10 protein-coding genes are annotated in these 12175 nt (G+C 42.1%); 2 read left to right on the top strand and 8 right to left on the bottom strand.

All coding sequences use genetic code 11. The features are described 5' to 3' along the window. A partial coding sequence (locus GX756_04085; GenBank protein ID NLC17038.1) for a hypothetical protein occupies nucleotides 1-87 on the top strand: 87 nt, incomplete at its 5' end. A gap of 19 nt (nucleotides 88-106) precedes the next feature. On the opposite strand, the gene GX756_04090 is transcribed toward GX756_04085, so the two are convergent. The 4 genes from GX756_04090 to trxB form a co-directional block, all read right to left on the bottom strand. Then, nucleotides 107-706, bottom strand: a complete 600-nt coding sequence (locus tag GX756_04090) for an HAD family phosphatase (GenBank protein ID NLC17039.1) — start codon at nucleotides 704-706, stop codon at nucleotides 107-109. A 100-nt stretch (nucleotides 707-806) separates the two neighbouring features. Beyond that, on the bottom strand, nucleotides 807-1538 hold the full coding sequence (locus tag GX756_04095) for a 1-acyl-sn-glycerol-3-phosphate acyltransferase (GenBank protein ID NLC17040.1): 732 nt from the start codon (nucleotides 1536-1538) through the stop codon (nucleotides 807-809). Between the two features lie 15 nt (nucleotides 1539-1553). After that, entirely contained in the window at nucleotides 1554-2783 is a 1230-nt protein-coding gene (locus GX756_04100; protein ID NLC17041.1) for a glycosyltransferase family 4 protein, read from the bottom strand. Between the two features lie 151 nt (nucleotides 2784-2934). Then, entirely contained in the window at nucleotides 2935-3846 is a 912-nt protein-coding gene (trxB, locus tag GX756_04105; protein NLC17042.1) for a thioredoxin-disulfide reductase, read from the bottom strand. A 197-nt stretch (nucleotides 3847-4043) separates the two neighbouring features. Between trxB and GX756_04110 the strand changes: the two genes are divergently transcribed. Beyond that, nucleotides 4044-4721 (top strand): hypothetical protein, encoded by a 678-nt coding sequence (locus GX756_04110; GenBank protein ID NLC17043.1) that lies wholly within the window; start codon nucleotides 4044-4046, stop codon nucleotides 4719-4721. Nucleotides 4722-4882: 161 nt separating this feature from the next. On the opposite strand, the gene GX756_04115 is transcribed toward GX756_04110, so the two are convergent. From GX756_04115 to GX756_04130, 4 genes are all read right to left on the bottom strand, one after another. Then, nucleotides 4883-10309 (bottom strand): DUF3320 domain-containing protein, encoded by a 5427-nt coding sequence (locus GX756_04115; protein ID NLC17044.1) that lies wholly within the window; start codon nucleotides 10307-10309, stop codon nucleotides 4883-4885. Between the two features lie 66 nt (nucleotides 10310-10375). Further along, nucleotides 10376-10564: a hypothetical protein gene (locus tag GX756_04120; protein ID NLC17045.1), complete on the bottom strand. Its 189-nt coding sequence runs from the start codon at nucleotides 10562-10564 to the stop codon at nucleotides 10376-10378. 92 nt (nucleotides 10565-10656) lie between these two features. Beyond that, the gene (locus tag GX756_04125) at nucleotides 10657-11772 is read right to left on the bottom strand and encodes a glycosyltransferase (protein ID NLC17046.1); all 1116 of its coding nucleotides are present in this window, start codon (nucleotides 11770-11772) and stop codon (nucleotides 10657-10659) included. Further along, the coding region (locus GX756_04130) for a glycosyl transferase family 2 (GenBank protein NLC17047.1) at nucleotides 11750-12175 on the bottom strand (426 nt) is incomplete at its 5' end. The genes GX756_04130 and GX756_04125, both read right to left, overlap by 23 nt.

The following is a 12175-nucleotide window of genomic DNA, read 5'->3' on the forward strand; positions in this document are numbered from 1 at the left end:
CTATCCGAACGGCATATAAGAGGCGGGCTTGCCACTAAGAAAAAATACCAAAGATCTAAAAAATCAGTTCCCGAAAATCCCTTATAAAGATATCAGAGATATCATACTAAAGGTTAATTTCGTCTTCGGATTGGGAATCATACATTCCGACAATTTTACAGCCCAAGTCTTTTATGGCGATTATATAATAAGGATAATCCTCTATAACGGCACATTCGCGCGGCTCAAAGCCCGCGTCCGAAAAGGCGTATAAAAACAAAGCGCCGTCGCGCTTATGAATGCCCGTGTCGCGGCGGGTGTATATACCGTCGGCTTTAAGCCCGTATTTTTCCAAGACCGCTGTCACAAATTGCCTTTCGTTTAGCGTTATGACATATATTTTTTTGTTGTTTTTGCGCGCCCACAACCAAAACTCATAAGCCCCGTCTTTTAACTCGCATTCGTTTTGGTAAAGCGGCAACGCTTGCTTGATAAACTCCTTGTCAACCGTGTCAAAATCCAAGTCCAAGCCGTATTTTTGGTTGATGTTTTTTATCATTTCTTTGAAGCTGTTTTTATGCTCAAACTCCATGCCTTCGCGATAAACGCCCAAAGCTTTTAAAGCAGCGGTCAGAGCCTTTTTTTCTATCTTAATTGAATCTACCAAAGTCCTGTCAAAGTCAATAAAATAAGCCTTAATCTGCTCAAATACTTCATAATTTTCCATATATGATAATTATACCATTCCTCGTTGTTTTTACGCAATATATTATAAAAGTCCCTTTAAAAGGGACTAAAAAGCGGTTCCATAAAAATTATAAAATTTATTAAGCGCGCTCGGACGCGACGGTCTCGTCTTCCAGTTTCTCAACCGTAGGCTCGTCAACCTCTTCCGGGTAAGGCGTATCTTGGTATTGGGACATCTTTTCGGTAAAGAACTGATTCATTATATCATAGGCTCTTTGGGTAAGCGCCTTATGGTCCTCGCCCTCTTGGACGTAAATAGGGGGCAGGATATTAAGAGTAAGCCTCTTGCCTTTATATGTATAGCACATGGGCAAGATAGGCACGCCCGCTTCAAGCGCTATCCTAAAAGAGCCTGTCTTAAAGCGCCGCAATTTAGGGCAGCGCCTTATCAAATGCCCTTCGGGATAGATTAGCACTTTTTTGCCTGATTTTGCCAGTTGCGCGAAAGCGCTTATAAAGTCTTTCATATATCTTAGGTCCCTAGGGACAGGCCGCGCGCCTAAGCCGTAAATCAGCCACCCCAAAAATTTCTTGTAGAAATTGTCTTCCTGCGAGACGATATACATCCTACGGGGCAAAAGAGCCAAAGCGATTATGGGCGCGTCATATTCGTGGACATGGTTTGCTATTATAATAGCGCCTTGTTTTTTGACTTTTTTGTAATTTTTTCTGCCTTTGATTTTGGCCCTTAAGACAAAAGTTTTTATAAAAAGCAATATCGGCACAAAAAACCAAAACATCAAGAACGAGAATATCCTAAAATACCATTTGGGATATAAAAAGTCTGTCTTGGAAAAATCAAATTTTTTCATAATCTCTAGCACCTTTTATGACAAAACGTTTTCTTCAATCATTTCTTCCTCAATGGGCTGGACCAAATTATCGCCCATTCCCAATGACTCTTCTTGAAGTTTTTGGTTTTTGGTGTTTTGATGCTTTATCAAAAAGTTTTGGTAGACTTTTTCTATCTTATCTACCGATTTTTCCAACAAATAATTTTTGGCGTGCTCGGCGTATCTTTTTGACATAATTTTCAGCTCTTCGGGGTTTTCTATCCAATAATCAATCTTTTGGCACAAATCCTTATAGTCGCCGTCTTTAAACTTAGAGCGCTCGTCCAGCGCGAAATAGTGGGTCGCGCTTTTTTTGGAATTGCCTATTACGGGCACAAGCCCCGTGGCAAAAGCTTCCATGCACGAGATGGATTCTACTTCTATCTGTGCGCAATGCACATAAATATCCGCGGCGTTAAGAGCCTTAATCAAATCCTCTTGCGAATAAAAAGTAAACTCCGTGTTTATTTTTAACTTATCGGCCAGCTTTTTATACGCTTTCTTCCTAGGCCCTTCGCCCGCTAAAACAAGCAAAATCTTATCTTTGTGTTTGCTGCGGGCAATCGCCTTCATTACAACGTCTTGCTTCTTTTCGCCCGAGAGCCTGCCTACGCACATAACGACAAACTTGTCTTTCCAATGTTCAGGTCTTTCCACTTCCATTGGATAAAACCTTTTGTCGTCATAGCCGTTGCTGATCACATGCAACTCTTGGGTGTAGTTATGTTTTTTTAAAGTGTCATAGACAAACTGAGTGGGGCAATGGATATCCGTGGAATAACGGTAAAGCTTTCTCTTGAAAAACCAAAAGAGAAATTTTTCCAAAAAAGGCATTTTTTCCAGTTTAATATTATACAAAATATTGCCCGGATGCATATGGAATGCCGTAAACACAGGAATGCCCATTTTGTGCGCCACTTTGGCTGCGGTCCAGCCAAAAGGCAAAGGTATATATATATGGACAAAATCCACATCCTTAAAAGCTTCTTGGAATTTTTTGACATCGGGTTTTGCTAGATTGATCCTGTTTTTATCAACCAAATGCTGAAAAAATGGAACGCGATATTGGTCAAACATTATCTTATCGGGCTCGGGCTGGGTGCTAAATGACAGCACCTTGACATAATGCCCTCTTTTTCTTAACTCGCCTACAAATCTTCTAGCGGAAATAGTAGTGCCTTGACCTATATCGTCATAGGTGTCAACCACAACAGCAATTCTCATAAGTTCCATCTCCCATAAAAAATATAATAAATACAAGCCTTTTAAAATATTAGGTTTTTATCATACACACATATTATAAATACAAAATACAAAAAAATCAAGTAACTGTTTTTAATTAGGGTTTAAATTATACCGCGTTATATATTATTTTTTATACTCTTCCTAAATACTCAATAACGCTCTCGCTCGCGCGCGCGCCGTCCGCGCAAGCGGTAACCACTTGCCTGAAAGCGTCCGCCCGTATATCGCCCGCCGCGAAAACGCCATCCAAGTTGGTCGCCATATATTGATCGGTAATGATATATTTATGGTCGTTAAGCAAAACTTGCCCTTCAACCAAATCGGTATTGGGGATATGCCCTATCGCCACGAATAAACCGTTAACCGCTATTTTGCTTGTTTTTTGCGTCTTGTTGTTTTTTATGACCACGCCTTTTAGAAAATCGTCCGAGTTTAACTTGATTATTTCGCTGTTAAGGTGGCTTACGATATTGGGCGTGTTTTTGAGCCTATCTATATGTATTTTTTCCGCCCTAAAATTTTCGCGCCTATAAATTATATGCACCGTCTTGGCTATTTTGGATAGATACAACGCCTCGGACAAGGCGCTGTTTGCCCCTCCGACTATGGCGACATCCTGGCCTTTGAAAAAATTGCCGTCGCAAGTCGCGCAATAGCTTAGGCCCCTGCCGATTAATTGTTCTTCGCCTTCTAGACCTAATTTTCTATTTTTGCTGCCCATTGCCAATATAACGGCTTTAGATTGAACTTGCTGGTCTGAAATTTGGACGGTCTTTATTTTGTCCTTTAGGTTTAGGGCGGTAACTTCCTCTAAGCTAATTTGGGCGCCGTATTTTTTGGCTTGGTTTGCCATAAGCTCGCCCAACTCAAAACCGTTAACGCCGTCCACGAACGCGGGATAATTTTCCACATGGTCGGCGGCGGTTATCTTGCCGCCCAATACCTCTTTTTCATAGACTATGGTCCTAAGCCCGCTGCGCGCGGCATATAGCGCCGCGGTAAGTCCGGCGGGCCCGCCGCCTATAATTATAAGATCGTACATTTGCTTGCTCCTAAGGTTGATTTATAAAAAATTATAGCATAAAGGTTGGCATAAAAAAACATAACATTGTTATTTTGTCACCGTCAATAGTTTTTAATATGATTAAAATGTTTATATGTAAGTTTTTTAATTATATTCTAATTTTTATCTTTAATTATTGTGTTATAATAAAACCAAAGACATAGGAGGTTTCCGCTATGGGCGATTGCGCGAACAGTTTTGTTACAATTAGCGAGGCTAGCGGACTGACTTCTGACGAAATAATAACAAAACTTAACCAAAACAAGCAAAAAAACAATATCGTGGTAAATGATTTTGAAAGACTCAGGCCCAAGCAAAAATCGGATTTTATCAAAAAGCTCGCAAGGGAGATGTGCTATCATTATTATTCCAATGACGGCAAGATGGATTTGGACATGCTGGACGAATGGATAGAGATATTGTCCCGAATGGTAGGGTTTGAGAATCACGCTGTAAAGATGAGCTATCTGCAAAAACGCATCAAAATGCGCAAAGTGGTGTTTTTGGGCGCGACGGGCAAAGGGCATCTTAGCAGGCAGGACATAAAACATATTTGCAAAAGCTACGGTTTTTTGGAAAATCAAATAGAAATAAGGGACGACTATTCCAAGCTGCCCAACCTAAAACTTGACAACCTAAAAAACGATAGGCGGTATTTGGGAATTGTGGTGGGCGCCATTCCGCATAGCATAAAAGGCGTTCCCAACGGCAACCTATTTCAATATCTGGAAGACAACGCCTGCGACTTTCCGCCTGTAAGGGTGTGCAAGGACTCAAATGACGCTCTAGGCTTTTCAGCTAGCGCGGTAAAAAAAGCGCTTTCAGAGCTTATCAGGCTTGCGGCCAATACATAAAATAAAGCGGTCTAAAAAAAATTGACCGCTTTTTTGGTTGTTTATCTTTGTAATATTTTCGTTTTTTTAATTGTTTAACCTAAAAGTCGCTGTTTATTTAATACGGGCAAGCTTTGCCTATTTCAATATGCTTACCCGCCAAAACAACAAGCGGCCGTTTTTTATTCAAACACCGTTAGGTTTTCGCCCGCCAAAATCTTGCCGTTTTGGCTAGTTATTATATTATTGTCAAGCCCGTATCTTATAGCCCGCCTGATCTGCCTTAAGCCCTCTTCGGTCTTTTTGGCGCCGAAAATATTAAAAACTTCTTCCTCTAGGGCCTCTTTGGGCAAACTTATTTGGTTTTGGACTATATACCTTACGGCGTTGATAATCTCATAGACGCTTATGTCGTCCATATTGCGGTTGCTGTTGACGCGGTAAATATTATATTTCTTTTTGTTAGCGCCCTTTTTCCAATAAAAGACATTATTGCCTTCTATTTCGCTGTCGCATTTGATATGGTCCAAAACATGCCGCATCTGCGCCTCTATCCTGGAGCCCGAGCGCGTAATTCCGCTTGAGGCCAAAACCCTTTTCAAAATTACGCGATAGCTTACGGGATATTCTGCGTCAATAATCATTTTGGTTATTCTAATAAGATGAGGTTGGTTAAGCTCTGTGGAAAAATACGAACTCGGTATAATCTTTTGGGGCACCGCCGCCGCTTTATATTCGGCTTGCAAAGCGTTTTGGACAACGGCTTCTTTTAAATCGTCTTCTGGAGTGTCTATAATATCAATATCATCCTCGTCGTCTATAATAACGCCGCCCGCCTTTCTTAGGCTTTCTATCTTTTTAACGATTTTATTTATCACTTTTTCAGGGCTGTCCCAAAAATCCAGCGACCAAACCCTCATAATATTCCAGCCAAGCTTTTTTAAGACGTTAAAGGGCGATATTTCGCGGTCTTTAACGGTCTTTACCTTGGAATAGCCGATGCTGTCGCACATAACGCCCAAGATAAACTTGTCGGGATTGTCGGGGTCTTTTATGGCGACATTAATCTTATAGCCCGAAGTGCCGTAATTAACCAGGCCGTCATAGCCTTTTTGTCTTAGCATATTGACCATTTGCTCTTCCAAGCCTTGTTTGGATACTTGCAAATGGCTTGCCTTATAACTCAAAGCGTCTTGGCCTTTTTGGGCGTATTCCAAAAACCCTCTCAAAGCTTTGACGCCTTGGGCGGTAGTGGCGGCGGGGTTAATCATATCGTAAGTTATGCTTGAAAACACCACCATTTCATATTTGGCTCTTGACACCGCGACATTGAGCCTTCGCCAGCCGCCTTCGCGGTTTAACGGGCCGAAGTTAAGGCTTAGCTTGCCCCGCGCGTCTTTGCCGTAACATACCGAAAATAAAATCACATCGCGCTCGTCGCCTTGGACATTTTCAAGATTTTTCACAAAAAGCGGCTCGGACCTTTTCATAGCGTATTGTTCTAACCTTGGGCTTTGGCGGAATGTCTCTGTAAGCATATCGTCAATTAAATTTTGTTGAACGATACTAAAAGTAACTATGCCTATGCTGTATTTTCTAAGCTCGGGATGCGACAGCCTTTTGATTACTTCTTCGGTCACCGCCAGCGCCTCTTCTATATTTTGCTTGGTCTTGCCTCTGTCATAAACGCCGTTGACCTTGACAAATTTAATCGCTGATTGCCTGCCGCTAGGCGAAGGAAAGGTGTTAAGGCTGTTGTCGTAAAACAAGCGGTTGGAAAACGCAATTAGGCTCTCGTCCTTGCTGCGATAATGCCATCTTAAGTGAATCTCGGGCATATTAAGCGCCAAACAGTCGTCCAAAACGCTTTCTAGGTCTTCGCTTAAGATATCTTCTTCGTTGGTATTGATATTTTCAAAAAACGTGGTGGGCGGAAGCTGTTTGGGGTCGCCCACTATTATGGCGGTTTTGGTTCGGGACAGCGAGCCTACGGCCTTTGCCGTGGTAAGCTGGGAAGCCTCGTCAAATATAAGCAAGTCAAACGGCTCTTGCGGGTTGATATACTGCGCGACGGTTACAGGGCTCATCAATACGCACGGGGCGACTTTGGGCAAGATGTTGGGGATTTGCTCAAATAGTTTTTTGAGCGTGATATTTCTTGCCGAGCCCTTTATTGCGCGCTGAAAAATTCCAAGTTCAGACATCTGAGAAGACTTGATATCAAAATTGGGCAAATTCATTTTAAGGCGGGCGCTAAGCAATTGCCTTGATACCAGCCTGTATTTTTGCTCCAGTTCCTTAAACCGCCTTATTTTTTCCTCAAACAGCCTGCCGGTAAATTTATTTAGCTCGTTATCGTTTACCACAATATGTTCTATTATGGCTTTGAGCATAGCCTTTCTAAACGACGGCACAAGCACGTCATGGTCCAGCCCTTTGTCGTAAGCGTCAGTGACGGGTTTTAAGCCCATATTGACAAGCTCTTCCCTTAACTGATTATAAGCGCACCTTTCCTTTAGGCTGTCCATTGACCAAAGCGCCGCTTTATGCGACAAGGTGTTCAGCCACCACTGGCGCGCGCTTTGGATTTTTCTAAAATCTATTTTGAGCAAGCTATCAAGCTCGGATTTTGCCGTCTTAAATTTTTCATAATCGGATTTTAAGCTTTGCGGTAGAGGTATGGATTTTAATTTTAATATCTGGTCTTGTGTTAAAGCCGATAATGAAAGGCTTTTTTTATACGCGCTATATTCTTCCAAACTTTGCAAAACCGCCAAATAATTTTGGGACTTATATTGCGGAACGGTATCAAACACAAAGCCTTGGGACTTTTGCAAAGATTTAAGATTTTGCTGATATGCAAAAACTTGTTGGAAGTCTTGCAAAAAATTATCTTTATATTTCACGCCCGTTTTGGCGGCTTTTTTTAGCTGCTTTAAAATCTTGCGTTTTTTGAACGCTTTTTTTAACCCTTTGGCGTTTGTATAGTCTATGATAAGTTTTTGGTTAACCGGTCTAAAGGCGTCCAAATTATACCGCGCGCTTAGCGCGGATTTTATTTGTTCGGTCTTTATGCCAAGTTTTGCATAGTCAAATAGCTTTTCCAAAGCATCGTCTTGCAACTCTTCCAAATGCGGCGTTTCTGGGTAGTTTTGGGATAAATACGAGCAAATTTCAATAAAGTAACAAAATTGCTCATATTCGTCAATGGCGTTAATATCAATTGCCTGCCTTAAAATTTCGCAATAGCCCCGCAGCTGTCTTATAGCGGCCAAAAATTTATTTACGGCTTTGGCGCTTTCCAGTTTTAGCGAAAGCGAGTATTCGGTCTGGCCTATATGCTCTAGGTCCGAGCCGTTGGGATGGCCCATGTCCTGTCCTAAGGCTTTTAGCTCGTAGAGCTTATTTTCCAATAACTCTATCTTGTCCTTATCAAAGTTAATGACTATGTCTTGGTCCAACTCAAATTGGTCCAAAAAGTCATAGCTTATATACTCGTCAATCGCCTCAAACAGCGAAAAGCCGTATTTTTGGGGACGGTGCAGTTTTTGCATATACACTGCCAAGGCTTGACGGGTTTTTTCCAGCCTGTTTTGGACGCTTTTAAAGTCCTCGGGCTCGTAGACCTTGACTATCTCGCTGGTCTTTTTTAAGTTTTCCAAAACTTCTTTTTTGCTCGTTTTGTCCGAGTGAAGCTCAAGGCAAAAATCGCCTATGCCTATCTCTTCCAGCCTATTTTTGACGACGGACAGAGCCGCCATCTTTTCGGCGACAAACAGCACCCTTTTGCCCCTTAGCAAGGCGTTGGCGATAATATTGGTTATGGTCTGGGATTTGCCCGTGCCGGGCGGGCCGTGCAAAACAAAGCTCATATCTTTGTTGGCGAAATATATGGCTTCCAGCTGCGAACTGTCCGCCTCTATGGGCAAGATTATTTGCTCTTTTAGCCAGCGCTCGTCAATGTCGTTTATTTCCAGCGATGTCTTGTTAAACGGTATTCCGCTTATCAGCGCTTTTACTATGGGCGTTTTTTGGAAGCTGTCTAGACGGTTTCGGATATCGTGCCACATTACAATGCCCGAAAAAGAAAAATTGGAAATATAGCTTTCCTCTATGATATCCCAGCCGTGCTGATGCATCACCAGTTTTCTTACGATATTAAAAACGCTAAAAACATTAATGGAGTTGTCCGAGTTTTTGGGCAAGGGGTCAAGCCCGCCCGCTTCAAGAGAATATTGCTGCCTCAGCATTTCCAAAAGCGTGATATTAAAATGCGATTCGTCGTCGCGCGCTTTTAGGATATATCTTTTGGCGCTTTTTCTTATTAAGTCCAAAGGTATCAAAATCAAAGGCGCGTATAAAGGGCGCTGGGAGTTTTCGCTTTCATACCATTTCAGCAATCCCACCGCCAAATAAAGCGCGCACACGCCTTTTTCTTCTATGTTATATTTGTATTTTCTATATATATTGGTTATGGTGGATTTTAAGCGGTTCTCGTCCAACGCCGAGCGTAGCTTTCCTTTGGATAGTTCTTTGTTAAGGAGCTTTGAGTAAATTGACGAAATCCTTGCGCCTTGCGAAATATTAAAGTCCACCGCCAAGTCCTGCGCCTCTTTCATTATGGGCAGGATGTCATACTCGTTGCCGTTGCAAAAATGTGTGGCTAGATTATTGGGCGCGTCCGCCAAAACGGGCAGCGTGTTTTTGGTAATCTTAAAGTTAAGCAGTGAGTTTTTCAGCGTTAAGTCCAAAAGCTTTCGTTCCCAATACTTTTGCTTGGACAAAGGCTCGTCCAATTCTTTGGCCGAAAAAATCTTTAGCTTTTTGGGTTTAAGGTCGCCTTGTTCTTGGCCCGAATACTCTATCCGCCAGCCGTCTTGCCAAACCCTTTTGGGCATAGGGTAAATATGACTGAGGCGGCAGCGCTTGATATCCGTAAAATATATAAACTCCGCCTCGTTGGCTAAAGGCTCTTTTGACCATTCCATAGCGCTGTTAAAATCCAAAAAATTGCGCTTATCCAAAAATTTGGGATTGGCCAAAAACAGCTCGCCCAAAGCCGATTTTTTGGACAATTCCGCCAAGTCGGCATTGACGCAATCGGCAAAAGTGTCCTCGCCCAGCCACGCTCCGACCAAAATATACCGCTCAAACACCGCCAAAATCGGATTAAGGCCGATTTTTTCTAAAAGGCTGGCGTATAAAAGCGCGGCCTCAGTCAAAGTCGCTGTTTTGTTTTGCAGGGCGTTGTTAAGATTTACAACTTGACCGAGCGAGCGGCTGTCGTCTATAAAACTTATATTAAGCTCGCGGTCTTTCAAGGCGCAAAAAATAGAAGCCGCTTCCCCAAAAACCCTATTGGGCTCGCCCTTGTAGCCCAAAAAACTATTGGCTTTTCGCCATTTTTTCAGATAGCCAAGCGCGTCTTTCAGTATGGCTTTGGCGTCTATATTATCGGGCGTTACAAAACTCGCTATAAGCTCGGGCAAGATATTCGCGCCCGTCCAATAATCGTAAGGCAAAATTATAATGGGATTTTTTTGCAAAAACAGCTCTTGTCCTCGGGATTGGATTGACAAAACAATTTCGCCTTGGACTTTGTTTTCCAAAGCCGCTAGATAGTTATAGTCAAATTCTATGTTAAGGGTATTGACATCTATTTTTAGGTTTTTGGGCTAGATGTCAAGGCGATATTGGCATGGCTTAATCAAACCTTGCGGGCAAGACACGCCGATAACGACATCAAAAATATCTCGTTCGCTTAGGTTTTGGATAAATAACTCCTCAATAAGCCACGCGCCGTTAAAAACATACGAAAAATTTATAGCTTGAGAGGTGGAAAACTCCACTCTTAAAGTGTCCATATTATCTCCTATATAAATAGGATTATAACATATCGTTTTGACCAAATTCAATTGATACTTGTCAAGGATTGGCTTTTTTAATCTAATTTTAATCAATTGGAAATATATGGAATTTTACTATAATGCCGTTTAATCAGCTCATAATTATCTTTAATGCGAGTATCGTTTTGGTTTAGCCCAAACGCCTGTTTTGCGTAGTAATACGCTTTGTCATATAATTTTAACTCAAAACACGCCACGGACGCGATATCGGGCAGCGCGCTGTCCCAAGCGTAGCTTTGATTGATGTATGTTTTGGAGTCTTGTTTTATGTTTTGGGCTTGCTCGGCCATAAAAAAGACCGTTGTATAGTCTTTGTTATAATAAGCCGCAAGCGCCAATTCTACATAAGCCTCGCGCATATAAGGGCAATGCGCTATCGCCATAATATAATATTTATAGGCGGTAAGGTAGTCCGATTTGTTAAGGTAGCACTTGGCTATATCGCGCATGGCGGCGCAGCGCTCTTGCGCGAAATCGGATTTTAAGCTAAGGTATTTTTGAAGCGTTTGAATGCTTTGGTCATATTGCCCCAAAAACACATACTCTCGTCCCAAATAATACCAAGACCTGTCGTCTTCGGGATTTTCTTGGACGGCTAGCTCCAACAAAGGCAAATAACAGCTTCGTGATTTGTTCGGGTCGGGATAATGGTTAAGAACAATGCCGTCAATATAAATTGCTTTATAATCGGACCCCGTATATTTTAAATATTCGTGAACGGGATTTTGCCAAACAAAATTATGACGAGAGTGTATTTTGAAATAATAAAACCAAATCAAAGGCTTGCCTTGGGCGTCCAAACTCCAATTATACAAATATCTTGCCTGTTTTGCATCAGGCTGCCAAGCCTTTTCCAATATAGCCCGCCAGCCTTTATTAAAAACCTCGTCCAAGTCCGTGCAAACGCAGATATCGGCGTCCTTAGAGACTAATTTTAGCGACTCGTTTCGGGCGGCATCAAAACGCCAGGGCGAAATGGATTTTTGATAGACTTTAGCGCCGCGGGCTTTTAACTTCTTGACCGTATTGTCCGAAGACCCCGTATCCAAAACAACAACCTCGTCGGCTTCGGACATAGAGTCCATCCATCTATCCACAAATTGCTCCTCGTCTTTGGCTATGGCGTAAACGACTATTTTGTATTTATGCTTTTTGGCTTTTTTCATTTTGTTTTTTTCGGATTATTTTTAGGTTTTCTTTAAGTCTAAAATCGTCGGGCGCTAAAACATAAGCTTGCTCGGCGTATTTTAGGGCCTGGTCAATAAAACCAAGATTAAAACACGCTATCGCGCCATAGTCAAAAAAAGCGTATCCCCATGCCTCTTCCTCAATCAAATAACTGCCTGTATTGTCAGTGATTTTAAGCGCTTGGACGCACGCCCAAAACACAAGCGCCCAATCCTTAGTCATATAGCCTATTTTGGCAAAATCCAGATAAGGCTCCCTTATATATGGGCATTGCGCCAATGCTTGATATAAATATATCTTGGCGTTGTATATATCGTTTTTTTGCAAATAACACCTTGATAAAAATCTTAACGCGGCGCTGCGCTCTTCCTCCCATACCGC

Source organism: Clostridiales bacterium, from assembly GCA_012512255.1.
Lineage (GTDB): Bacteria > Bacillota > Clostridia > Christensenellales > DUVY01 > DUVY01.

Bases quoted from the DNA above. Each gene is read 5' to 3' on its own strand.
- GX756_04100 (NLC17041.1), bottom strand. From the start codon at position 2,783: ATGAGAATTGCTGTTGTGGTTGACACCTATGACGATATAGGTCAAGGC.
- trxB (NLC17042.1), bottom strand. From the start codon at position 3,846: ATGTACGATCTTATAATTATAGGCGGCGGGCCCGCCGGACTTACCGCG.
- GX756_04110 (NLC17043.1), top strand. From the start codon at position 4,044: ATGGGCGATTGCGCGAACAGTTTTGTTACAATTAGCGAGGCTAGCGGA.
- GX756_04090 (NLC17039.1), bottom strand. From the start codon at position 706: ATGGAAAATTATGAAGTATTTGAGCAGATTAAGGCTTATTTTATTGAC.
- GX756_04120 (NLC17045.1), bottom strand. From the start codon at position 10,564: ATGGACACTTTAAGAGTGGAGTTTTCCACCTCTCAAGCTATAAATTTT.
- GX756_04125 (NLC17046.1), bottom strand. From the start codon at position 11,772: ATGAAAAAAGCCAAAAAGCATAAATACAAAATAGTCGTTTACGCCATA.
- GX756_04095 (NLC17040.1), bottom strand. From the start codon at position 1,538: ATGAAAAAATTTGATTTTTCCAAGACAGACTTTTTATATCCCAAATGG.